22 protein-coding genes are annotated in these 24,038 nt (G+C 64.9%); 20 read left to right on the top strand and 2 right to left on the bottom strand.

Annotated features, from left to right (window positions below; translation table 11 throughout):
* Positions 1-5: 5 nt before the first annotated feature.
* The 12 genes from Q0J54_RS05180 to Q0J54_RS05125 all read left to right on the top strand — a co-directional run bounded on the left by Q0J54_RS05180 (position 6) and on the right by Q0J54_RS05125 (position 13,751).
* Positions 6-422: a rhodanese-like domain-containing protein gene (locus Q0J54_RS05180; RefSeq protein WP_296304380.1), complete on the top strand. Its 417-nt coding sequence runs from the start codon at positions 6-8 to the stop codon at positions 420-422.
* 119 nt (positions 423-541) lie between these two features.
* Positions 542-2,089: a flagellar hook protein FlgE gene (locus tag Q0J54_RS05175; RefSeq protein WP_296304379.1), complete on the top strand. Its 1,548-nt coding sequence runs from the start codon at positions 542-544 to the stop codon at positions 2,087-2,089.
* 175 nt (positions 2,090-2,264) lie between these two features.
* Complete coding sequence (aroE, locus tag Q0J54_RS05170) at positions 2,265-3,119, top strand: shikimate dehydrogenase (protein ID WP_296304378.1); 855 nt, start codon at positions 2,265-2,267, stop codon at positions 3,117-3,119.
* A 5-nt stretch (positions 3,120-3,124) separates the two neighbouring features.
* On the top strand, positions 3,125-3,568 hold the full coding sequence (gene aroQ, locus Q0J54_RS05165; RefSeq protein ID WP_296304377.1) for a type II 3-dehydroquinate dehydratase: 444 nt from the start codon (positions 3,125-3,127) through the stop codon (positions 3,566-3,568).
* Positions 3,569-3,710: 142 nt separating this feature from the next.
* On the top strand, positions 3,711-4,295 hold the full coding sequence (locus tag Q0J54_RS05160; RefSeq protein ID WP_296304376.1) for a 4Fe-4S dicluster domain-containing protein: 585 nt from the start codon (positions 3,711-3,713) through the stop codon (positions 4,293-4,295).
* Positions 4,292-5,200 (top strand): CoB--CoM heterodisulfide reductase iron-sulfur subunit B family protein, encoded by a 909-nt coding sequence (locus Q0J54_RS05155; protein WP_296304375.1) that lies wholly within the window; start codon positions 4,292-4,294, stop codon positions 5,198-5,200. Before Q0J54_RS05160 ends, Q0J54_RS05155 begins: the two co-directional genes overlap by 4 nt.
* Positions 5,197-7,158 (top strand): CoB--CoM heterodisulfide reductase iron-sulfur subunit A family protein, encoded by a 1,962-nt coding sequence (locus Q0J54_RS05150; protein WP_296304374.1) that lies wholly within the window; start codon positions 5,197-5,199, stop codon positions 7,156-7,158. Before Q0J54_RS05155 ends, Q0J54_RS05150 begins: the two co-directional genes overlap by 4 nt.
* On the top strand, positions 7,146-8,594 hold the full coding sequence (locus Q0J54_RS05145) for a hydrogenase iron-sulfur subunit (protein ID WP_296304373.1): 1,449 nt from the start codon (positions 7,146-7,148) through the stop codon (positions 8,592-8,594). The genes Q0J54_RS05150 and Q0J54_RS05145 overlap by 13 nt, the downstream gene beginning before the upstream one ends.
* The gene (locus Q0J54_RS05140; RefSeq protein ID WP_296304372.1) at positions 8,591-9,658 is read left to right on the top strand and encodes a 4Fe-4S dicluster domain-containing protein; all 1,068 of its coding nucleotides are present in this window, start codon (positions 8,591-8,593) and stop codon (positions 9,656-9,658) included. Before Q0J54_RS05145 ends, Q0J54_RS05140 begins: the two co-directional genes overlap by 4 nt.
* A 39-nt stretch (positions 9,659-9,697) precedes the next feature.
* Positions 9,698-10,558: an FAD/NAD(P)-binding protein gene (locus Q0J54_RS05135; protein WP_296304394.1), complete on the top strand. Its 861-nt coding sequence runs from the start codon at positions 9,698-9,700 to the stop codon at positions 10,556-10,558.
* Positions 10,559-10,864: 306 nt separating this feature from the next.
* A complete protein-coding gene (locus tag Q0J54_RS05130) occupies positions 10,865-12,442 on the top strand; it encodes an L-serine ammonia-lyase, iron-sulfur-dependent, subunit alpha (RefSeq protein WP_296304371.1) in 1,578 nt (525 codons plus the stop codon).
* Positions 12,443-12,455: 13 nt separating this feature from the next.
* The gene (locus tag Q0J54_RS05125) at positions 12,456-13,751 is read left to right on the top strand and encodes an MFS transporter (protein WP_296304370.1); all 1,296 of its coding nucleotides are present in this window, start codon (positions 12,456-12,458) and stop codon (positions 13,749-13,751) included.
* Between the two features lie 126 nt (positions 13,752-13,877).
* On the opposite strand, the gene Q0J54_RS05120 is transcribed toward Q0J54_RS05125, so the two are convergent.
* Complete coding sequence (locus Q0J54_RS05120) at positions 13,878-14,408, bottom strand: helix-turn-helix domain-containing protein (protein ID WP_296304369.1); 531 nt, start codon at positions 14,406-14,408, stop codon at positions 13,878-13,880.
* 240 nt (positions 14,409-14,648) lie between these two features.
* On the opposite strand from Q0J54_RS05120, the gene Q0J54_RS05115 reads away from it, so the two are divergent.
* The 8 genes from Q0J54_RS05115 to Q0J54_RS05080 all read left to right on the top strand — a co-directional run bounded on the left by Q0J54_RS05115 (position 14,649) and on the right by Q0J54_RS05080 (position 23,289).
* Positions 14,649-14,939 carry a DUF503 domain-containing protein gene (locus Q0J54_RS05115; protein ID WP_296304392.1) on the top strand — a complete coding sequence of 97 codons (291 nt, stop codon included), beginning with the start codon at positions 14,649-14,651 and terminating at the stop codon, positions 14,937-14,939.
* Complete coding sequence (locus tag Q0J54_RS05110) at positions 14,926-15,924, top strand: DHH family phosphoesterase (protein WP_296304368.1); 999 nt, start codon at positions 14,926-14,928, stop codon at positions 15,922-15,924. The genes Q0J54_RS05115 and Q0J54_RS05110 overlap by 14 nt, the downstream gene beginning before the upstream one ends.
* Before the next feature lie 682 nt (positions 15,925-16,606).
* Complete coding sequence (locus Q0J54_RS05105) at positions 16,607-16,954, top strand: hypothetical protein (protein WP_296304367.1); 348 nt, start codon at positions 16,607-16,609, stop codon at positions 16,952-16,954.
* Between the two features lie 18 nt (positions 16,955-16,972).
* Positions 16,973-18,394 (top strand): PqqD family protein, encoded by a 1,422-nt coding sequence (locus Q0J54_RS05100; RefSeq protein WP_296304366.1) that lies wholly within the window; start codon positions 16,973-16,975, stop codon positions 18,392-18,394.
* Between the two features lie 37 nt (positions 18,395-18,431).
* Positions 18,432-19,340, top strand: coding sequence for a tRNA pseudouridine(55) synthase TruB (gene truB, locus Q0J54_RS05095; RefSeq protein ID WP_296304365.1), 909 nt, complete (start codon positions 18,432-18,434; stop codon positions 19,338-19,340).
* Between the two features lie 32 nt (positions 19,341-19,372).
* Positions 19,373-19,636: a 30S ribosomal protein S15 gene (rpsO, locus tag Q0J54_RS05090; protein WP_296304391.1), complete on the top strand. Its 264-nt coding sequence runs from the start codon at positions 19,373-19,375 to the stop codon at positions 19,634-19,636.
* A gap of 166 nt (positions 19,637-19,802) precedes the next feature.
* Positions 19,803-22,031 carry a polyribonucleotide nucleotidyltransferase gene (gene pnp, locus Q0J54_RS05085; protein ID WP_296304364.1) on the top strand — a complete coding sequence of 743 codons (2,229 nt, stop codon included), beginning with the start codon at positions 19,803-19,805 and terminating at the stop codon, positions 22,029-22,031.
* A 79-nt stretch (positions 22,032-22,110) separates the two neighbouring features.
* On the top strand, positions 22,111-23,289 hold the full coding sequence (locus Q0J54_RS05080; protein ID WP_296304362.1) for a hypothetical protein: 1,179 nt from the start codon (positions 22,111-22,113) through the stop codon (positions 23,287-23,289).
* 88 nt (positions 23,290-23,377) lie between these two features.
* Here the strand turns inward: Q0J54_RS05080 and Q0J54_RS05075 are convergent, their stop codons facing one another.
* Positions 23,378-23,863 (bottom strand): phosphatidylglycerophosphatase A, encoded by a 486-nt coding sequence (locus tag Q0J54_RS05075; RefSeq protein ID WP_296304361.1) that lies wholly within the window; start codon positions 23,861-23,863, stop codon positions 23,378-23,380.
* Positions 23,864-24,038 lie beyond the last annotated feature (175 nt).

The following is a 24,038-nucleotide window of genomic DNA, read 5'->3' as shown; positions in this document are numbered from 1 at the left end:
GACGTATGCGCGTTTTCTCGCGAGCGCCCCTTTTTCTCACCCTGTTGCTCACGCTGGTCTGCCTTATGCCTCTGGATGCCCTTGCCCACAAGGAGGTCAGCAGTGCCGAGGCCAGGGAGCTCCTCGCCTCCCCCCCCGACGGTCTGATCATCCTCGATGTCCGCACCCCTGACGAGTACCGTGCGGGACACATCGCCCATGCGCGCAATCTGGACTTCTTCAGCCCGCGCTTTGAAATGGACCTTGCCGAACTGCCCGGGGACACGCCCATTCTGCTGTACTGCCGCTCCGGCAACCGCTCTTCGCAGGCGCTGGAATACTTCGAGGAAGCCGGCCTCGGCCCCTTGTACCACCTGACGAAGGGCTTCAAGCAGTGGCAACAGGATGGCATGCCGGTCACCGAGCCGGAGAAGGCTCCGTAATGGGTACGCATCTTGCATGATATGGATACCGGGAGGAAAATTTTTCCTCCCGCGTTCTCCTGCGGCGGCCGGCCCGATGCCGTGCCCGGCAAGCGAACGGAACCAGGAAGGAGTTGCCTGTGAATTCTGCTCTTTATATCGGCGCCACCGGCCTGAAGGCCCTGAGTACGGGCATGCAGGTCGTCAGCAATAATATCGCCAATTCCAGCACCATCGGCTACAAGCAGCAAAACATACTGTTTTCCGACATCATGTCCACTACGCAGGCCGGCATGGGCGGCTGGTGGGACAACCAGGAAGACTCCAAGGTGGCGCTGGGGCAGACCGGTCACGGCGTACAGGTGGACACCATCCGCACCATCTTCACCCAGGGCAGCTTTGAGAGCTCGAATACGGTGACGGATCTCGCCCTCAACGGCAAGGGCTACTTCCAGGTGGTGGATGACGAGACCGGCGATCTCTTCTACACGCGCGCCGGGGACTTCATCACCGATGACGAAGGCTATCTCCGCAATCCGCAGGGCTACTCCGTCAGCGGCTACCGCTACGACGATCAGGGAAATCTTTCCGGCGCCGTGGAGCCCATCCAGATCAGCGCCTTCGACGTGCTCACGGCTAGGGCCAGCAGCCAGATCGACTGGCAGTTCAACCTTGGTTTCGATACGGACAACTGCGTCAGCGAAGCGAATCCCTACTTTTCTCTCCAGCAGTCCTACGACGCCACCACCACTCCGCCCATCAGCGCGACCGGGGCCAGCTACGAGATGCCCATCACCCTGTATGACGCCGAGGGCAATCCGGTGGAGGTGACCGCCTATTTCGATCGCGCGCCTTCCGACCCCAACGAGACCATCATCGAATTCGTGCTGGCCAGCTCCACCGTGGTGGATCAGATGAAGGACGCCATCGAGGAAGCGAACAGGGAGGACCCCGCCAATCCGCAGTCCCTGCCCGAAGGCGCTGGTCTGCTTATGAGCGGGACCCTGCACTTCAACAGCGACGGCACGCTCAAGAGCATGTCCGCCTTCACGCCCACCGAAGAGGGGAACAAGGACCTCACCACCTGGACGACGGCAGCTCTTGCCGACGGCGTGCCGCAGTTCACTCTTGACGGCCAGTCCGTGGGCGTCAATTTCGGCATCACCGCCAGCGGCTGGGAGAATGCCCCGGCCAACGCCGCCGAGGTGGGCGCCGACGACTCCCTGCTGCCGGGCATGGGCGACAGCGCGGTGGTCAGCAATCGCGCCACCACGGCCTATGCGGGCAACTCCTACCAGACGCGCGCTACGCAGAACGGCTATGCCTCCGGCCGCCTGACCTCGTACGACATCACCACCGAAGGCGACATCGTCGGTTACTACTCCAACGGGCAGAGCCTCAACCTCTGGGAGATCCCCGTCTGCCGCTTCACGGCCGAGGACAATCTCTACCGCGAGGGCAACAACCTCTTCTCCGCCACCGAGGATTGCGGCCAGATGGAGATGGGCCGTGCCGGAACCGAGAATTACGGGACCATCCACGCTTACAATATCGAAAGCTCCAACGTGGACCTCACCACGGAGATGGTCAATATGATCATCACCCAGCGCGGTTTCCAGTCCAACAGCAAGGCCATCACCACGGCCGACGCCATGCTGCAGAAGGCTATGGAGATCAAGCGTTCGTAATTCCCCCGCGCCAGCTTCGCCGAGCGCCTTCTCCCCCTGGGGAGGAGGCGCTTTTGTCGTGGGACACGCGCAAAATCTTCCCCCGCGGCCGCACCGCGTGCAGCTCCACCGGGCAGGCCATTGCACCCTGAGACGAAATGGGCTATGCTGACTACCAGTCCGCGGAGTATATCCCATGCAGCACCCCCCATTCCTTCCCGTCGAGCTTTACGGCGTCATCGGCTGGCCTCTGGCACAGAGCCTGAGTCCGCTCATCCACAACACGGCATTTCAGGCCCTTGGCCGGGATGCCGTCTATCTGCGCTGGGAGATCGCCCCGGAGGAGCTTTCGGCATTTGTGAAAAGCTTCCGCCTGCTGCGTATGCGCGGCTGTTCGGTGACCATCCCGCACAAGGTCTCCATCATGCCCTTTCTGGATGAGATCAGCCCGCAGGCGCTGGCCGTGGGCGCGGTCAACACCCTGTACTGGCAGGATGACCGTCTGTGCGGCGAAAATACCGACGTGACGGGCTTCATGGCCCCCCTGCTGCCGCGGGATCTGCCCCGGGATCTGCCCGTCCTGCTGCTCGGAGCGGGCGGCGCGGCGCGTGCCGCCGCCGCGGGCCTGCACGCCGCAGGCTTCAGCGCCTGCACCGTCTGCACCCCCTCCGACAGGACCCATATGCCGCTGGCCGAGGCCTTCGGCATGCAGACCGTCGCCTGGCAGGACCGGCACGACGTGCCCGCCCGCCTGATCGTCAATGCCACCCCTCTGGGCATGCGCGGCAAATCCGAGGGCGAGACACCCTATGACTTTGCGGCGGCCCGCGCGCAAGGGCGTACGGGGCTGGCCTATGACATCGTCTATAATCCCCTGCGGACGCGCTTCCTGGCCGATGCCGCGGCCGCGGGCTGGCAGACCCTGGGCGGACTGGAGATGTTCCACGCGCAGGCCGACGCGCAATTCCTGCTCTGGACCGGACAGCACCTGCCCGGGGAAGCCCGGCAGGCTCTGGAAGCGGCCCTGTACGGCGACGGCGCACGGGGGTAGCGGACATGCACGACTATCTCATCCTGCACGGCGTCAACCTGAACATGTTCGGCCGCCGCGACCCAACCCATTACGGCACGAACACCCTTGCCGACATCGACGCCGCGCTGACGACGCTCGCCGGCGAGCTGGGCGTGCGGCTGGACATCTTCCAGACCAACCATGAGGGCGAGATGGTGGGGCGAATTCACCGAGCCCTCGATGACGGCACCCGCGGCATCGTCATCAACGCCGGCGCCTGGACGCACTACAGCTACGCCATCATGGACGCGCTGGGCATGCTGTCCATCCCCGTGGTGGAAGTGCATATGTCCAACGTGCATGCGCGCGAGGCCTTCCGGCACGAATCCGTGCTGGCGCGGGTCAGCGCGGGCAGCGTCGCCGGCTTCGGGCCCGGCAGCTACCTGCTTGGCCTGCGAGCCGTGCATGCGCTGGCCGCCCCCCGCTGAGGGGCCGCGCGCCGGCAGACATATTTCCTCGTGAAAAAATGGCAGAGGCGGGCAGAAGGCTGGATTTTTTCCTGTCCTTGCGTTAGGACATCCTAAATTTGGCTACGCCCCAGTCCTTCAGACTTTAACCCTGTGAGATCCCATGAACGACGCCATTGAACTAAGCCGGATGCGCGATGCCGACTTCACGGCGGCAGTGGACGCCCAGAGCGGTCAGAGGATTTCCACCTGTTACCAGTGCGGCAACTGCACTGCCGGTTGCCCCGCAGGCTTCGTCTACGACCTGCAGGTCAATCAGGTCATGCGCGGTGTGCAGCTGGGCCTGAAAAACAAGGTGCTGAATTCCCGCTCCATCTGGATGTGCCTGTCCTGTTCCACCTGTAGTCAGCGCTGCCCCAACAACATCGACGTCGCCGGCGTGATGGAGACCCTGCGGCACATGGCCCGCAAGGAAGGCATTGTGACCGTGCCCAAGGTGGACAAATTCTGGACTTCCTTCCTTGCCACGGTACGCAAGTACGGCCGCACCTACGAGATCGGCACCATGGTGCTCTACATGCTGCGCTCCATGCGTGTGTTCACCGATGTGGACCTTGCCCCGGCCGCCCTGGTCAAGGGCAAGCTCGGCCTCAAGCCCCACAAGACGCCTGAAGAGGGAGCCGAAGCCGTGGGCCGCATCTTCAAGCGGTATCAGGAACGCGCCAATCGTCAGGGGGAACGCGCATGAAGATAGCCTACTATCCCGGCTGCTCGGCGACGGGATCGTCCGCCGACTACGAAAAGTCCACCCAGGCCGTCTGCGCCGCGCTGGGCATGCAGATGGAAGAGATTCGCGGCTGGAGCTGCTGCGGCTCCACGCCCGCCCATGCCGTGGACACCCAGCTTTCCGGCGCCCTGAGCGCCCGCAATCTGGATCTGGCCGCCCGCCAGAAAGCCGACATGGTGCTGACGCCCTGCCCGAGCTGTCTTTCCAACCTGCGCCATGCGGCCAAGCGTCTGGAAAACCCCGAGTTCCGCGCCGGCGTCAACGAACTGCTGGACGAGCCCCTGTCCGAAAAGCTGCCCGAGGCGCTTTCGGTCATGCAGGGCATCGCCCGCGCCTATGACACGGACGCCATCGCCGCCCGCGTGCGCAAGCCCCTGGCCGGCCTCAAGCTGGCCGCCTATTACGGCTGCCTTATGAGCCGTCCGCATGAGGTCATGGACTTCGGCGATCCCGAGAACCCCACCCTCATGGAAAGCCTGCTTACCGCCTGCGGCGCGGAAATGGTGGACTTCCCCCTCAAGACCGAATGCTGCGGCGCCTCCTACGGCATCCCCGAGCGCGCCATGACGGCCCGCCTGACCGGCCGCATCCTCCACCTGGCCACCATGCTGGGCGTGGATGCTGTGGTGGTGGCCTGTCCGCTCTGCCAGATGAACCTCGACCTGCGCCAGCAGCAGGCGGCCAAGGAAGCGGGCGTCGCCTTCAGCATGCCGGTGCTCTACTACACCCAGCTCATGGGCATCGCCTTCGGCCTCGCGCCCAGCGCGCTCGGGCTGGATAAACTCTGCGTCAGCGCCGACAGTCTGCTGCGCAAGCTGGATCAGCCTGCTGCCTACAGCAAGGCTCCCGAAGGAGACAAGGCATGAGAATAGGCGTTTTCATCTGCCATTGCGGCAGCAATATCGCCGGCACCGTGGACTGCGCCAAGGTGGCCGAGAATGCGCGGATGTTCCCCGATGTGGTGCTGGCCCAGGACATCATGTACACCTGCGCCGAGCCGGGACAGGCGGCCATCGAGGCGGCCATCCACGAGCACAAGCTCGACGGCGTGGTCGTCGCCTCGTGCAGCCCCCGCATCCATGAGCCGACCTTCCGCCGGACGGTGGAGCGCGCCGGCCTGAACCGCTACATGTTCGAAATGGCCAACATCCGCGAGCATGTCTCCTGGATCGGCAAGGACAAGGAAGCCAATACCAACAAGGCGACCGAACTCGTCCAGATCGCCGTGGCCAAGCTGCGCAACGACAAACCCCTCAAGGCCAAATCCTTCGACGTCAACAAGCGCGTGCTCATCATCGGCGCGGGCGTGGCCGGCATCCAGGCCGCTCTGGACTGCGCCGAAGGCGGCATCCAGGTGGTGCTCGTGGAACGCGAAGCCACCATCGGCGGCAAGATGGCCAAGCTGGACAAGACCTTCCCCACGGTGGACTGTTCGGCCTGTATCCTCGGCCCCAAGATGGTGGACGTGGCCCAGCATCCCAACATCACGCTGTACGCCAAGTCCGAGGTGGAAGACATCTCCGGCTATGTGGGCAACTTCAGCATCAAGATCCGCAAGCGCGCCACCTATGTGGACTGGGACAAGTGCACCGGCTGCGGCGCGTGCACGGAAAAGTGCCCGGCCAAAAAGACGCCCGACGCCTTCAATGAGCTCGTGGGCCCCACCACGGCCATCAACATCGCCTTCCCGCAGGCCATCCCGAAGAAGGCCGTCATCAATCCCGAATACTGCCGCCAGCTCACCAAGGGCAAATGCGGCGTGTGCGCCAAGGTCTGCCCCACCGGCGCCATCAACTACGAACAGCAGGATGAAGTCATCACCGAGGAAGTGGGCTGCATCGTGGCCGCCACCGGCTACGACCTCATGGACTGGACGGTCTACGAGGAATACGGCGGCGGACGCTACCCCGATGTGGTGACCTCCCTGCAGTATGAGCGCCTGCTCTCGGCCTCCGGCCCCACCGAAGGGCACATCAAGCGTCCTTCCGACGGCAAGGAACCCAAGAACATCGTGTTCATCCAGTGCGTGGGCTCGCGTGACCGCTCCATCGGCCGTCCGTACTGCTCCGGCTTCTGCTGCATGTACACCGCCAAGCAGGCCATCCTGACCAAGGACCACATCCCGGACTCCAAGTCCTACGTCTTCTACATGGACATCCGCGCCAACGGGAAGATCTACGACGAGTTCACCCGTCGCGCCATGGAAGAATACGGCACGGAATACATCCGCGGCCGCGTCTCCAAGATCTACCCTGACGGCGAAGGCCACCTCATCGTCCGCGGCGTGGACACGCTGCTGGGCGAAGGCGTGGAAGTCAAGGCCGACCTCGTGGTGCTGGCCGTGGGCGTGGAAGCCGCCAAGGGCTCGCCCCATCTGGCCGAAAAGCTGCGCATTTCCTATGACAGCTACGGCTTCTTCCTGGAAAGCCACGTCAAGCTGAAGCCCGTGGAGACCAACACCGCCGGCGTGTATCTGGCGGGCGTGTGCCAGGGCGTGAAGGACATCCCGGCCTCCGTGGCCCAGGGTTCCGCCGCCGCCGCCAAGGTGCTGGGCCTCTTCTCCAGGGACAAGCTGGAGAACGACCCGCAGATCGCCAGCGTGGACATGAAGCGCTGCGTGGACTGCGGCAAGTGCATCCGCTGCTGTCCCTTCGGCGCCATCAAGGAAGTGGAATTCCGCGGCAAGATGTACGCCCAGGTCATCGAAACCGTCTGTCAGGGCTGCGGTCTCTGCACCTCCACCTGTCCGCAGGGCGCCATCCAGCTCTCCCATGCCACCGACAACCAGATTCTCGCGGAGGTTAACACGCTATGCCAGTGCTGAACGGCAAAGAACTGCGAATTGTGGGTTTTCTCTGCAACTGGTGTTCCTACGGCGGCGCCGACACCGCCGGGACGGCCCGTGCGGGACAGCCCACCGACCTGCGTATCATCCGCGTCCCCTGCTCGGGCCGCATCGATCCGCTCTTCATCGTCAAGGCCCTGCTCAACGGCGCCGACGGCGTGCTGGTCTCCGGCTGCCATCCGCGCGACTGCCACTATGCCGCGGGCAACTTCTATGCCCGCCGCCGCCTGGAAGTGCTGAAGCAGTTCCTGCCCGTGCTCGGCATCGACGACCGTCGCTTCGAGTACACCTGGGTGTCCGCTTCCGAAGGCCAGCGCTGGCAACATGTGGTGCAGACCTTCACCAAGCGCATCCATGACCTCGGCCCCGCGCCGAAGCTGGAAGACCCGGAACCGCTGCTCAAGGTGGTGGACATGGCCCTGACCTCGCTGCGTCCCCTGGGCACCGGCCAGAAAAACAAGCTGGACGAGCTCAAGGCCGCCATCAAGGCCAAGCTGCCCGAGCTGGAACTGGTCATCGGCTGGCAGCAGGGCTATGACGCCGCCCGCACCGTGCCGCTCTTCATGCGTACGCCCGAAGATGTGGACAAGCTCGTGTGGGGCCCCTTCAACGTCAACAACCCCGCCGTCTATCTGCCCCAGTACAAGGGCAAGAAGGTGGGCATCGTGGTGAAGGGCTGCGACGCCAAGTCCGTGGTGGAACTGCTCCAGGAAAACCTGATCAACCGCGAGGACGTGACCATCTTCGCCATGCCCTGCGAAGGCACGCTGGATATGGCCCGCGTCAATCAGGAACTGGGCCGCTACACCACCATCGACAAGGTGGAGTATGACGAAGCCGGCGTGACCATCACCGCCGACGGCAAGGAACACCGCTTCTGCATGAACGATTACGCCCAGGGCAAATGCTACGGCTGCACCATGCCCACCGCGGTGATCTCCGACACCCTCATCGGCACGCCCACCGAGGTGAAGCCCGGCCCCTACACGCCGCCCGAACTGGCCCTGCTCGACTCCATGAGCCTGGACGAGCGCCTGGCGTTCTGGCGCGGCCAGATGGAACGCTGCATCCGCTGCTATGCCTGCCGCAACGCCTGCCCCATGTGCGTCTGCCGCGACTACTGCATCGCGGAAAGCCGTGAACCGCACTGGATCTCGCAGGATGACAGCACCCGCGACAAACTCTTCTTCCAGACCATCCACGCCATGCACCTGGCCGGCCGCTGCACCGGCTGCGGCGAATGCCAGCGCGCCTGTCCCGTGGGCATCCCGATCCTGGCCCTGCGCCAGCAGATCGCCCGCGCCGTGGGCCAGCTCTTCGACGGCTACAAGTCCGGCGTCGATCCCGAAGCCGTGCCGCCGCTCCTGGGCTACGAAGTGGAAGAAAAGAACATTCATGAGAGGGAGTGGAAATGAGCATCACCCGATTTGTAAAGCCTGAGGGCCTCCCGGCGTTTCTGGCTCACCTCTCCAAGGAAGCCCGAGTGCTGGCCCCTGTGGTGAAGCCCGCCGACAAGCGTTCCGTGGTCTTTGAACCGTGGAAGGAAGGCAAGGAATTCACGCTGGAAAAGGCCACCGTGCCCGCCAAGGCCGCCGTGCTGCCCCAGTGCGAGACCCTCGTCAGCTACCGCAAGGTCAAGGACCCGGCCAACCCGCAGAACGTCAAGCTGGAACTCGACGACACCCCGCAGGCCGAGACCACCGTGGTCTTTGCCGCCCGTCCCTGCGACGCCCGCGGCTACGCCACGCTGGATCGTCCCTACCTGCAGGGCCCCATCGCCGACCCCTACTACAAGGCACGGCGCGAAAAGCTGACCGTCATCACCCTGACCTGCAACAGCGGTTGCAACACCTGCTTCTGCCACTGGGTCGGCGGCGGTCCTTCCTCCCCGGAAGGTTCCGACATCCTGATGACCGAGCTCAAGGACGGCTACATCCTCCAGGGCATCACCCCCAGGGGCGACGCCCTGCTGGAAGGCAGCGGCCTTGACGACGGGGCCGACCGCTTCAAGGAGATGGAAGACGTACGCAAGGCGGCCTGGGGCACGCTGGTCAAGGCGCCCAACCTCAAGGACGCCCAGGCCAGGGTGGCGGCCAAGTTCACGGATGTGGACTTCTGGACTCGTGAGACTGACCGCTGCCTCTCCTGTGGGGCCTGTACCTACTTCTGCCCCACCTGCTACTGCTTCAACATCACCGACGAAGGGGAAGCCACCAGCGAAAAGGGCGGCCGTCGCCTGCGCTCCTGGGACAACTGCATGTCGCCCCTGTTCACCCGCGAAGCCAGCGGGCACAACACGCGCATGGAAAAGGCTCTGCGCATGCGCAACCGCGTGTCGCACAAGTTCTCCACCTATCCCGAGAACTGGGGGACCTTCTCCTGCAACGGCTGCGGCCGCTGCATCAGCAACTGTCCCGTGAGTCTGGACATCCGCCAGATCGTGCTGGATGCCATCAACGCCGACAAGGCCGCTAAGTAGAGGTAAGACATGGCGACTCAAAGCAAAAAGAAGGGAGGGATGCTGCGCGAGCTGACCCCCCGTCCGCTCCCGCAGGGCAATCCCTACAAGCCCATGGCGGCCACTGTGGTGGAGACCATCCAGGAAACGGGCAACATCAAGACCATCCGCGTGGTGATTGACGATCCCGAGCAGATGGCCAGCTTCAAGTACGAACCCGGCCAGGTGGGCCAGCTCTCCGTCTTCGGCGCCGGCGAGTCCACCTTCGTCATCAATTCGCCGCCGTCCATGAAGGATTACCTCCAGTTCTCCGTCATGCAGGCCGGCGAAGTGACCTCCACCATCCATCGCCTTTCCGCCGGCGACAAGGTGGGCGTGCGCGCCCCCCTTGGCAACTTCTTCCCCTACGAGGACTGGAAGGGCAAAAACATCTTCTTCGTGGGCGGCGGCATCGGCATGGCCCCCATCCGTACCATCATGCTGCATATCCTCGAACACAAGAAGGATTACGGCAAGGTGAGCCTGCTCTACGGCGCCAAGAGCCCCGCGGACATGGCCTTCAGCTATGAGCTCCAGGGCTGGCTGGACAATCCCGATCTGGATTGCCACCTCTGCATCGACAATCCGGCCGAAGGCTGGCAGCACAAGGTGGGCCTCATCCCCAACGTGCTGACCGAGATCGGTCCCAAGCCGGACAACTGCGTGGCCGTGCTCTGCGGCCCGCCGATTATGATCAAATTCACGCTGCAAGCCCTGGAAAAACTGGGCTTCCAGCATGAAAACATCGTGACCACGCTGGAAAAGCGTATGAAGTGCGGCATCGGCATCTGTGGCCGCTGCAACATCGGCAGCCACTATGTCTGCATCGACGGCCCCGTCTTCACGCTGAAGCAGCTGAACGGCCTGCCGCCGGAACTCTAGTCCCGGCCCGCACGACACCCCAGGGCGGTGGAGCTTGCTCCACCGCCCTTTTTTTGCGCCCGCGTCCGTCTTCCCCTCCCCCCGCTGCGCCTTTTTCGCCGTTCGCCCGGTCCCGCCATTCCTGCGGCGGGATCGTTTTTTCGCCTGGTATTTTAGATTTGGAAAATTTTATTGACTCAAAGGAAAATTTTCTATAACGGAAAGAAAAAATACTCTATTTGGAAAATTTACCGGAAAATTCTCCTTACAGGGAAAAATTTTTCCCTGAACTATACATTTTTTTACCCAGAGAAACATGAGGTAACGATGCAAACCCAGGCAGCAAGCATTTTCAACGATGTGCTGGGGCCCATTATGACCGGGCCGTCCAGCTCACACACGGCAGGCCCGTGGCGGATCGGCTATTTCGCGCATCACCTGATGCCGCACTTTTCCGCCGTGCGCATCCTTTTCCCGCAGAAAGGCTCCTACGCCGGCGTCTACAAAGGGCAGAAATCGGACATCGCCCTGGTGGCCGGACTGCTCGGCATGGAGGTGACGGACCCGGATTTCCGCAATTCTCTCACCCGGTTGAAAGAAAAGGGTATCCCGCTGGAGATCAGCATCGTGGATATGCCGATGGATCATCCCAACCTGAGCGTCATCGAACTGACCGACGCCAGCGGCAAGACGCTGTCCGTGGGCTCCTGGTCCGTCGGCGGCGGCATGTTTTCCATCCGCTCCCTCAACGGACACGCCCTGGAATGCGCCGGAGATGCCCATGAGCTGATCTTTCTGGCTCCGGAGGGCAAGGCTGACCGGCTGGAGGCCCTGAAGCCGCTGCTGGAGGGCCTTGAGCAGGTGCTGACCCGCACGCACAGCGGCGAACTGCTTCATATCGGCCTGATGCGCCCCCTGCCCGATGACCTGCGGCAGCTGCTGGACGCCGCCTGCCAGGAACAGGACATCGCCTTCATGCACGTCCCGGCCATTTTGCCGGTCACCGCGCAGCCGGACGTCAAGGTCCCCTTCAGCACGGCGGAAGGGCTGCTGCGTTTCCTGGAAGCGTCGCCCCAGCCGCTGTGGCAGGCGGCCGTCCGCTACGAGAGCGCCCGCAGCGGCTGGACGGAAGATGAGGTGCTGGCCTACGCCGCGCGGCTCGTACGCATCATGCGCGATTCCATCGCCGCGGGGCTGACCGAAGGGCTGGAAAGCGCCGGCTTCATCACGCCCTGCGCGTCCAAACTCCATGCCCGCGCGGGAACCATGACGGACATGGGCCGCATCAGCCAGGGCATCATCTACGCCACGGCCGTCATGGAAAACAACAGCGCCATGGGCCGCGTGGTGGCCGCCCCCACCGCGGGATCCTGCGGGGTCATCCCCGGCATCCTCTTCGGCCTCATCGGCCTCGGCGAAACGGACGAACAGGAGGCCGCACGGGCCCTGCTCTGCGCCGGTCTCATCGGCATCTTCATTGCCAGCCAGGCCACCTTCGCGGCGGAAGTGGCCGCCTGTCAGGCGGAAATCGGCGCGGCGAGCTGCATGGGGGCCGCCATCGTCGCCCACTATCTGGGCAGCGACTGCCAAACGGCCCTGCGGGGCGCCTCACTGGCCCTGCAGAACATGCTGGGGCTTGTCTGCGACCCCGTGGCGGGCTGCGTGGACATCCCCTGCATCAACCGCAACTCCAGCGCCGTGGGCAATGCCTTCATCGCGGCCAACATGGCCCACGCGGGCTTTGACGCGGTCATCCCCCTGGATCAGACCATACAGGCCATGTACTCGGTAGGGACCATGCTGCCGCGCGAGCTGCGCTGCACCGGGCTCGGAGGCCTCTGCCTCACGGCCAGGGCGCGGGAGATCGAAAAAAGCCTTCAGGCAAAACGACAGCAAACCAGATAAAGGAGGTTGCTCCATGTCCACTGTTTCCGTCAGTTATGAAGAAGCGCCTTTTGGCAAGCTTCATTGGAAAGTCCTGCTGGGCGGGGTCTTCGGCCAGTACAGCGACGGCTTCATGCTCGGCTCCATCGGCATCGCGCTGAGCCTTGCCACGGTCGAACTGGGGCTCACCCCCTGGACGCTGGGGCTCATCGGCGCGGCATCCCTGTTCGGCCTCATGTTCGGCAGTCTCTTTGCCGGCCCCATCGTCGACCGCTTCGGCCGGCAGGCCATCTATCAGTATACCATGCTGATCTTTGCCGGCGTGTCCATCCTGCAGTATTTCGCCACCAGCGCGGGTCAGCTGCTGGCTCTGCGTCTGCTGCTGGGCCTGGCCATCGGCGCGGACTATGCCGTGGGCGTCACCCTGGTCAGCGAATGGACGCCGCTCAAGCAGCGGGCCCGGGCGCTGGGCTTCATGCAGGCCATCTGGGCCGCCGGCTATGTGAGCGCCTATATCACGGGCTACTTCCTGCAGGCGGCCGGCTGGCGCTGGATACTGCTGAGCTGCGCCATTCCGTCCTTCATCTCGCTCTTCGTCCGCTACGGTACGCCGGAATCGCCCACCTGGCTCATGGGCAAGAAGCGGGAAAAGGAAGCTCAGGAGGTCATCCGCAAGCATCTTGGTGAAGGCTACCGCATCCCGCCTCTGCCGCAGCAGACGGAAGAGCTCGGCTGGAAGGCCCTGTTCAGCCCCCGCTGGCGCACCAGAAGCCTCGTTTCCGGGTCCTTCTACGCCTTTCAGGTCATCCCCTACTTCTCGCTGTCCATCTTCCTGCCCATCATCTTCAAGAACTTCAATATGGAAGACCCCTACACCTCGGGCATCGTCTTCAATGTCTTCCTGTTTGCCGGGGTCATGTTCGGCACCTGGATCGTGGACAAGGTCTCCCGCCGGGGCTTTTTGATCTCCACCTTCTACCTCTGCGCCCTGGCCCTGCTGGCCATCATCTTCGTGCCCACGGCCTCCGCCGTGGCCATCACCCTGCTGATCTCCGTCTTCAGCTTCACCATTGCCGCGGCATCAGTACTGGAATACGCCTACCCGCCCGAACTCTTCCCCACGGAGATCCGCGGCTGCGGCATCGGCTTCACCATCGCCTGCAGCCGGGTGGGGGCCGCGGGGGCGACCTTCCTGCTCCCCATCGTGCTCGACGCCTGGGGAACCACCGCCGCGCTGGCCGGCTGCATCGCGGCGCTGGTGGCCGGCGGCCTCATCTGCCAGCTGTTCGCGCCTGAGACCAACAAGAAGTTCCTCACGCCTCAGGCGTAACAACCAGCCGGCGGCATCGCTGACACCACATGCCGCCCGCCTCCTCACCAAAAGCCCCTTGCCGCATGTGCGGCAAGGGGCTTTTCGCGTCGCGCAAAAGGGACGAACAACGGACGGGCGGACCGCTCAGACGTAGATCCAGAAGGAAACGCAGCGACCGGGCGCCGTCTTGCGGTATTTATGGATGGTATGCGCCTTGATGAAGATGACGTCGCCGGGCGTCATGGCATAGGAATCGTCCCCGATGACCAGACTCATGGAGCCTTCCACCACGATGCCGAACTCATCATAATGATGCCCCCAGGACATCTCTTCCTGGAAGTTGTCCTCATCGATGATCATGCTGACGATCTTGGCCTTGGGAGACTTGTCGAAAAGCGTATTGTAGAGCACGCCCGACTCGGTGGAAAAAATGTTCGGTTGTTCGCTGTAGCGGGCGAAGATCTTTTCCTCGCGGGAAAAATGCTCATCCAGCAGATCGATCATGGATATCTGCAGGGCTTCGCACAATTTCTGCATATTGGCCAGCGACGGCGTGGAGACCCCGTTCTCGAGCTTGCTGAGGTAGGAGATGGACAACCCCGTCAGCTTGCCCAGTGCAGCCAGGGTCAGCTTTCTTTCCTTCCTGTGCTTTCGCAAACTGCTTCCAAAATCCATACTGCCTTTCCTTCACCGATCCCGGACAGGGAAGATCTCTTGTCCCGAAGAAGCCTGCCATTCAGGGGATTGTACGTATAGGAAAAATTTCTGACAGTGTCAAGACGGGATGGCGGGACGCCGCCTCCCCCGGGAGCCCGCCGGCCCGCACCGGGGCGCGCGCCCGTCCCCTTGCGGGAATCGAGGCATTTGGGCATAGTCGCGGCAGATACTCAAGGCAAGCAAGGCGGAATATCAATGATGTTTCTGGCGGTCCTGACCGTGGAATTTGCCCTGCACGGCAACGACAACCTCAAGGCCAAGCGACGCGTGGCCAACAGCCTCAAGCAGAAGGTCCGCAACCGTTTCAATGTGGCCGTGGCCGAAGCCGGCACGGAAGACAGCCTCACCCGGCTGCGGCTGGCCGTGGCGTCCCTTTCCAACAGCGAAAGCCACCTGCGCAGCCGCATGGACAAATGCGCCCTGATGATGGAGGCCGTCTGCCCCGAAGAAATGATCGATAGCGAGGTGGAGATATATGTGGCCGACTGAGCTCATCCCCGAGGCCTGGCGCGCCCCCGCCGCCCGTATGGCCGCCGCCCTGCGGCAGATGGACCGCGTCATCGTGTCCGGGCATGTCAATCCCGATGGCGACGCCCTCGGCTCCGTGGCGGCAACGGGCTGCCTGCTGCGCGCGCTCGGCAAGGAGTTCGTCCTGTACAGCAAAAGCGGCGTGCCGCCGTACCTCTCCTTCCTGCCGCTGCCCGGCAGTCTGCATGACAGCGTGCAGCGCCTGCCCTTCCGCCCCGCCGCGGCCGTGCTGCTGGACTGCGGCGAGCCGCACCGTCTGGGCGACGAGCTGGAAAAGGCCCTCCCCCCGCTGGATTCCGTCAATATCGACCATCATCTGGGCAGCGAAGGCATGGGCAGCCGGGACAACTGGATTGAGCCGCAGGCGGCCGCCACGGCCCAGCTCGTGGCCTATGTGGCCATCAGCGCCGGCCTGCCGCTGGAAGGGCCCCTCGGTCAGGCCATCGCCCTTGGCCTTGTGACGGACACAGGCGGCTTTGCCCACGGCAACACCAGCGCGGCGGTACTGCACCTGGCCGCCCACCTTGTGGACAGAGGCTGCGACATCGCCCTGCTGCGCCAGCATCTGGATAACGGCTGGAGCATGGGCCGCATGCGCCTCTGGGCCCGCCTCATGGAACGCATCCAACTTTTTGCCGGCGGAACGCTTGCCTTTTGCGCCGTTCGGTTGAATGATCTACAGAGCTGTAGCGCAACGAAGGAAGATCTTGAAGGCTTTGTGGAACAGATGCGCCGCCTCGCCGGCGTGCGGGCCGCCGCCCTGCTGCGCGAGGACGCGCCGGGCATCCACAAGTTCAGCCTGCGCTCCTTCGGCGCAACGGACGTGCGTGCTGCCGCCGCCGCGCTGGGCGGTGGCGGACACCGGAACGCGGCAGGGGGGACCTTGCGCATGGAGGCCGAACAAGCCGCCGAAGCGCTCATCAAGGCCGTCTCCGCCGTTCTTTGACAGCATGCGGACAGGCAACCTCAGCAATGCTCCATGACAGGAGGGAATCATGAACGAGCATGAACGAGAGCAGAACACTGTCAATGGATCTGAACAGAGGACATGTGGCCGGCGTCGCTTCCTGCTGGGCCTTGTGGCCGCGGGTCTGGCCTATTCCATGCCCACCCTGCTGGGCCTGGACGAGGCCGAGGCGGAGCCGCGACGCCGCTCCAACAGACGGCGGACCCGGCCCAGCCGACGCTCGGGCAAGCCGCGCCGGCCGGACCACGACAATCGCCGGCCCCGTCCGTCCCGCAGAGACCGCAGGCCCGACAGACCGGATGACCGCAGATCGTTCCAGCGCGGCCCGTCCCGCAGAGACCGCAGGCCCGGCCCTGACCGCAGGCCCGACAGACCGGATGACCGCAGATCGTTCCGGCGCGGCCCGTCCCGCCGTGACGGCAGGCCCGGCCCGTCCCGCCGCGATGTCAGACCTGGTCCCGACCGCAGGCGGCCTGACGGACCGCGCCGCGACACCTGACCGAGGCTGAACAGGGGGATGCAGGCATCACCTGCCGCCCCCTTTTTTCAGGGTTAACGCTTTTCTGACGCCGCAGGCGATACCACCATACCCTCATCAACACATACCGGCGGAAGGCGCACCCCGCCGTGCGCCGTCCCGCTGACGACAGGGAGTCTGCTCATGGCCGAACAGCAACGACACGACAACACAACAACACGGCAAGCCGCCAACGACAGCCGGCGTCGCTTCCTGCTGGGCCTCGTGGCCGCCGGCATGGCCTATACCGCCCCCACGCTGCTGGGGCTGGACGAGGCCCGCGCCTCATCCCGGTATACCTACCGCAGCCCCCGGTCCCGCCGTACCTACCGCAGCCCCCGCAGCCCCCGGTCCCGGCACAGCTACCACGGCTACACGCCGCAGGGAGGCTACCGGGGCACGCCGGCCCAGGGCGGCTATCAGGGCCCGGCTGGCGGCGGCTATCATGGCGGCGCCGCGCCGGCCCACGGCGGCGGTTTCCGTTCCAACTGATCTTCGGGAAAGCCTTTCATGCCGGCGGCCCCCCGCACGGAGATCCATTTCCAGGGCATACCGGGACCGGTACGCCTGCTGCCCGGTGCGGCGGAGGGGACGGGCGCGCTCCTGTCCGCGCTTCGCCGCGTCCTGGGCTGCTGGCCGCATGCCTGCCGGGACGCTGCCGCGACGGACGCCGCGCCCCCCCTCTTCCTGGTGGAACCGCTGCCGGACGGCGACTTCCGGCTGCACGGCGCAAGCCCTGAAGCCACGGATTTCACGCCGTTCCGCCCGCAGGACGCCTGCGCCCGCCTGCGGCCCGGCTACAGCTACGAACCCTCGCTCGCCTGTCTGGTCAGCACGCTCGCCATCGAGCTTGTCGCCGCCTATGAAGCGCAAACGATCGGCCTGATGGGCATCCATGCCGCGGCCGCCGTGCGCGACGGACGGACGGTCCTGCTCTGCGGCACGCACAGGGCGGGCAAGAGCGCCCTCATGGCCCGCCTGCTGCTGGGAGGCTGGCAGGGACTTGGGGACGATATGCTGGCGCTGAGCCCTGCGGGGGAGCTTTTCTCCTATGGCTTTGCCCCCCGCCTGCGGCTGCCGCTGCCTGCCTGCGGCCGTCTGGCCCCTCTGCTGGCACCGGACTCGCCGCTGGTGGCCTGCCGGGATGAGCAGTACCTCTGCTGCGACCCCGCACGGCTGCCCATGCTGCCCTGGGGGACCCTTCTGCCGCCGGATGCCGTCGTCATCCTGGACAGACAGGAAAAGCCGGCCGCCTGCGGGCTTTTGCCGCAGTCCCGACAGGACGACATGCGGGACGTGCTGCTGCGCTTTCTGCTCCGGGACGGCCGGGCGGGCCTTGCCCTGCGCACGGCCTGCGACCTGCTGCAACGCGCTCCCTGCCGGCTGCTGCGCTACCGCACGCTGGACGAGGCCGCCGGCCTGCTGGATGACTGGCTGGCCGCCTCCCCGGGAGCGGCGCTGCCGGCTCCCGACACGCCGACGCCCGGCCCGGCCCCCCTCTCCCCCCGGCGGATCGGCGAAAGGCGTCCGCCCCTCTTCCGCCACCGTGGCCGCGCCGGACGACGATCCCCGGACACGCCCACGGGCGTCTGGCGGCAGCGCCCCGGCGTCACCTTCCGTCAGACCGGGGACGAAGGCTTCCTGGCGCGCGACGAGGACGTCGCCGGACGGGACGGCCGCGTCTTCCGGCTCAACGGCATGGGCTGCATCCTCTGGCAGCTCTGGGAAGAGCCGGGCGGCGACGCGGAACTGGCCGGCCTGCTGGCCGAGGCCTTTCCGCAGGTCTCCCCGGAGCGCATCCGCCGGGATGTGGCGGTGCTGCGGCAACGGCTCGGCGCGGCGGGCTTCCTGCAACGCATCGACGACGACGCGGCTCCGGGGCCTGATCGCGCCGCCGGCGCAAGCGCGGCTCCTTCGCCGGAAAAGCTTTGACTTGCGGCCGTACCGCAGCTATAGTGACGCATTGCGTATGATGACCAAGCAAGACACTCCCGTCCTGCCGCAGCTTCACGGCGTGCTGGTGCTGGACAAGCCCTCCGGCCCGACCTCCGCCCGCTGCCTCTCGGCGCTCAAACGTCTGGGGCAAAAAAAGATCGGCCATGCGGGCACGCTCGATCCGCTGGCTTCCGGCGTCCTGCTGGTGCTGCTCGGACAGGGAACCAAGATCGCCTCGCACCTGCTGGCGGATGGCGGCAAGGTCTACAGCGGCGTGCTGCGCCTCGGCCAGGAGAGCGACACCTGGGACAGCCAGGGACAGATCGTGCGCGAACTGCCGTGGCAGGATGTGAGCGCGGATGCCGTGCGTGCGGGGATCGCCGCCTGGCGCGACCTGAAAGAACAGGAAGTGCCCGCCTATTCCGCCGCCAAGCATGAAGGCCAGCCCCTGTACAGGCTGGCCCGCAAGGGCGTGACCACGCCGGTCAAGATCAAACGCATGGAGATTTCACAGGCGGAAGTGCTGGAAATGGCCCTCCCGCTTGTTCGCTTTCGGGTCGCTTGCAGTTCCGGCACCTACATACGTTCCCTGGCCCACAGCTTGGGGAAACGACTGGGATGCGGAGCCGTGCTCACGGAACTGACCCGGGAGTACAGTCACCCCTTCGGCCTGGATGCGGCCGTGCCGCTGGACGCCATCACGGCGGATCCGGCGTGCATGGTTCGCGGCCTGCGCCCGCTTGCGGAAGCCCTGCCCCACTGGCCGCGCGTGGATCTCACGCCGGAGGAGGCGCGGCGCATCCGCAACGGACAGACGGTCCCCTGTCGCGGCGACGACAGCCGTGCCCTGCTCATGGAGGCAGGCTGCGAGCTGGCGCTCGCCGAACGCAGGGAACAGCCGCAGGGCCCCTGCTGGGCCGTCTTGCGGGGACTTTGGAACTAACCCTCTTCCTCTTAAGGAGAACTGCTGTGGTGATGGATGCCAATCAGAAAAAGGCCGTTATCGACGCTCATGCCAAACATGAAGGGGACACCGGCTCCCCCGAAGTGCAGGTGGCCCTGTTGACCGCCCGCATCGAAGGCCTGACCGGCCACTTCAAGGTGCACAAGAAGGACTTCCACTCCCGTACCGGCCTGCTCAAGCTGGTGGGGCAGCGTCGCAAGATCCTGAACTACCTCAAGAAGAAGGATATTCAGCGCTACCGCGCCCTCATCGAGAAGCTGGGACTGCGCAAGTAATCCATCGTTTCGGAGGGGGGGCCGCACCGCGGCTCCCCCTGCCGCCTTTTGCGGCAGGAGAAAACGCCCCGCGACGGGGCATAACGCAGGAAGGGGGGTCCGGGAAAAGCCGGCACGCCCAGGTCGGGCCGGTTTTTGGCGGAATCCCCTTCATCAAGGAAACACCATGTCCGATATGTTCAATCCGACCCGCGTCACCGCCACGGTCGGCGGCAAGGAAATCATTTTTGAAACGGGCCGTCTGGCCAATCAGGCTCACGGGGCCGTCTGGGTGCAGTGCGGCGGCACGGTGGTGCTGGTCACCGTCTGCTCGCAGCCGCTGGAGAGCGACAAGGGCTTTTTCCCGCTGACGGTGGAATATTCCGAAAAGATGTACGCCGCCGGCCGCATCCCCGGCAGCTTCTTCCGCCGCGAGATCGGCCGCCCCTCGGAACGGGAGACCCTCGTCTCCCGCCTCATCGACCGCCCCATCCGCCCGCTCTTTCCCAAGGGCCTCAACGAAGATGTGCAGGTGCTGGCCAGCGTCATCTCCGCCGACCCGGAAAACGAGCCCGACGTGCTGGCTCTGAGCGGGGCCTCGGCCGCGGTGCTGCTCTCGCCGCTGCCCTTTGAGGGACCGGTGGCCGGCGGCCGCATCGGCCGTATCGACGGACAGTTCGTGCTCAATCCCACCTACGCGGAACAGGAAAAAAGCGATCTGAACATCGTCTTCGCCGCCTCGGCCGACGCCCTGACCATGGTGGAAGGCGAGGCCCGTTTCGTGCCCGAGGACGTCATCATCGACGCGCTGGAATGGGGCCGCAAGGAGATCCAGCCGCTCATCGCGGCACAGCTCAAGCTGCGCGAGCTGGCGGGCAAGGAAAAGATGCCCTTCACCCCCCATGCCGACAATCCCGTGCTGGTGGCCCGCGTGGAGGAGCTCGCCCGCGAGGCCGGCATCGAAGCCGCCTTGCGCGTGCCTGACAAGCTGGCCCGCAAGGATGCCCGCAAGGCCGTGAAGGACAAGGTCATGGACGCCCTCAAGACGGATCCTGCCTGGGCTGAGAGCGACGAACTGCGCGAAGTGGGCGACATCCTCGGCGCGCTGGAAAAGACCATCGTCCGCGCCCGCATCGTCAATGAAGGCATCCGCATCGACGGACGCGACACCAGGACCGTACGCCCCATCCAGATCCAGACCGGCCTGCTGCCCCGGGCGCACGGCTCGGCCCTCTTCCGGCGCGGCGAGACCAAGTCGCTCGTCGTGACCACCCTGGGCTCCTCCACGGACGAGCAGCGCATGGACGGCCTCAACGGCGACGTCACCAAGCGTTTCATGCTGCACTACAACTTCCCGCCTTTCAGCGTGGGCGAGGTCAAGCCCGTTCGCGTCTCCCGCCGGGAGATCGGCCACGGCGCGCTGGCCGAAAAGTCCCTGCGCCCCGTACTGCCCGCTGATGCGGACTTCCCCTTCACCCTGCGCGTGGTGGCCGAGACCGTGGAGTCCAACGGCTCCTCCTCCATGGCGGCGGTCTGCGGCGGTTCGCTCTCGCTCATGGATGCGGGCGTGCCGATCAGCGCTCCCGTGGCCGGCGTGGCCATGGGCCTCATCAAGGAAGGCGACAAGTTCATCGTGCTGACCGACATCCTCGGTGACGAGGACGCCCTCGGCGACATGGACTTCAAGATCGCCGGCACGGCCGAAGGCGTCACCGGCGTACAGATGGACATCAAGATCACCGGCCTGACCACGGAGATCATGCGCCAGGCCATGCAGCAGGCCCATGAAGGCCGCCTGCACATCCTCGGCGAAATGGCCAAGGTCATCGCCGAGCCGCGCAAGGAACTTTCGCGCTATGCGCCGCAGCACGCGGAGCTCTATGTCAATCCCGACATCATCCGCCTGATCATCGGCCCCGGCGGCAAAAACATCAAGGCCATCACCACGGCCACCGGCGCTTCCGTGGACATCGAGGATTCGGGCCGCGTGTCCATCTTCGCTCCCACGGCCGATGCGCTGGACAAGGCGCGGGAAATGATCAGCTATTACGACCAGCGGCCGGAACTGGGCAAGAACTATACCGCCAAGGTCAAGAAGATCATGGAGATCGGCGCCATCGTGGAAGTGCTGCCCAATGTGGAGGCTCTTGTCCATGTTTCCCAGCTTGACGTGAACCGCGTGGAACAGCCCGGCGACGTCGCCCGTATCGGTGAAGACATGGTGGTCAAGGTCATCGAGATCAACGGCGACCGCATCCGCGCCAGCCGCAAGGCCGTCCTGCTGGAAGAGCAGGGCCACCCCTGGAACCCCGAGGAGACCGCCCGCCCGCAGCGCAGTCGCGGCGACCGGGGCGATCGGGGCGACCGGCACGGCCGTGGCGGCCGCGGTGACCGGGGAGACCGGCGCGGCCAGTAGGCCCATGAGCAGATAACGGCGCGGGACGGCAGGCCGATCCCGCGCCCCTTTCGCTGCGGCGGAAAGAACGGGGAAATCTATGCCCAAGAAAAGCGAAAACACTGAGCAGCCCGTGGAAGAAAAGAAAAAGAAAGCTCCCAAGGCCGAAAAATCCGACAAGGAAAAGAAGAGCGCCGCGGAAAAGACCGGCAAGGCGGACAAGAGCGAGAAGGCCGACAAGGGCAAGAAAGCCAAAAAGGCCGAGAAAGTCGAGGCCGCCCCGTCGCCCGAAACGGCGCAGCCCGCACGCGAGGACGCGGAAGCGCTGCAGCCGCTGGATGCCGAGCATCCCGAACTAACGCCGGAACAGGTGCAGGCCATCGTCAGCGGCGCCAACCGCACCCATGCCGAAGGCCTGGGCGACGCCTGGGCCGTGGTGCTGGGCCGCAATCCCGCCGCGCTCATGCCGCAGGTCATCAGCACCGTGCTGCATGAAGGGGGGACCCGCCCCTCCTGGCAGTGGAAACGCAGCGGCAAGGAATATGTCCTCATGGCCTGGCCGCGCGAAGAATCGCTGCGGGCCTCGGTGCTCATGCGGGCCGAAGAGGAAGGCGGCCAGCTGCGCCCCTGCGATGCCGTTCCCCTGCTGGAAGGCCAGCCCAACGACCTGACCGTGGAGAACGTGCATCCCTGGGAAAACGGCTGCGGCGCGGATGTGGCCGTGTCCATGATCGAGGGGAAGAACCCCATGTGGCTTTATGATCCCCTCTATCTCCGGGACAAGGACGACCTCACCCCCGGCATCACCCACACCTTTACGCTGGCCGGCCTGTGCTTTGCCGTGCGTAAGGCTCTGCTGGACGACGTGACCATCACCCAGGGCCCGCAGTATGAAGCCTATGCCGCCGACTGGCTGGCCGCCCATCCCGGTACGGGCCGGCTGGACGTGCCGCCGCTCAAGGTGAGCATGAAGGGTCGCCGTATGATCATGCCGGGCCGCCGGTTCTGCGAATACCAGATACGCGGGGAAGTGGAAGAGGTGCGTCAGGGCCAGCTTGAACAGATGCCCATCACGCTCATGTACCTTCGCTTTCCCTTTGATGAACGTGAGCCCATGCTCCTGCCGGTCTACGCCTCCAAAATGGTGCTGGGAGACTATGAACCCAAGGCCGGCGACGAGATCGACGCCTACGTCTGGCTGCAGGGCCGCGTCATCGACTTTGATCCGCAGGCCCCGGATGCGGTCGAGGACGATGCTCCGGCCGCCCCGCGGCAGTGACCCCGATCTCTTCCTGGACGATACGAAACGGGCCATCATCATCTGATGGCCCGGTTTCTGTTACGGCAGCGGGGGCAGGTCCCCGGACTCAGAGGAGCCGCTCGCCCAAAAAGCTGTACAGCACACACAGGCAGAGCATGGCCAGGACGCCGGCCACCACGTCATCCAGCATTACTCCCCAGCCGCCGGGCAGCCAGTGTTCCGAAGCGCGGACAGGGCCGGGCTTGAGCATGTCGAAGATGCGGAAGAGGAGGAAGGCCAGAAAGAGCAGCGGCCACGGGATTCGCTCCGCATCGTAGGCAAAGGGCAGCAGCACCAGCCATACTCCCACCAGCTCGTCGATGACCACCTCGCCGGGATCGCTGCGCCCCAGCAACACTTCCGCGCGGGACGCGGCAAGGCTCCCCAGCACGAACAGGATGAGCAACAGCAATATGCGACCCCACGGCGAGAGGGGCAAAAAGAGCCACGGCGCCAGCAGGCAGGCTACCGCCGTACCACAGGTTCCCGGCATGATGGGCGAAAGCCCGGCTTTCCACAGACGACAAAATCCCAGGATGAGCCATTGCGGCATATGTTTTTCCTCCTGTACGGATCCAAGAAGGGAAAGGACGGACAGTGCGCCTCTCCCGCCGGGTAGAGGGGCATCTTACGGAAAAAACCGCGACGCGTCGAGCGCGGCGCAGCCGCCGCCCCGGCGGCCATTGCCAGCCGCCGCCTTTTCCCGTATAAAAATGACGAGGTCGTAG

Source organism: uncultured Desulfovibrio sp., from assembly GCF_944324935.1.
Lineage (GTDB): Bacteria > Desulfobacterota > Desulfovibrionia > Desulfovibrionales > Desulfovibrionaceae > Desulfovibrio.
This window is presented reverse-complemented; position numbering and strand designations above follow the sequence as displayed.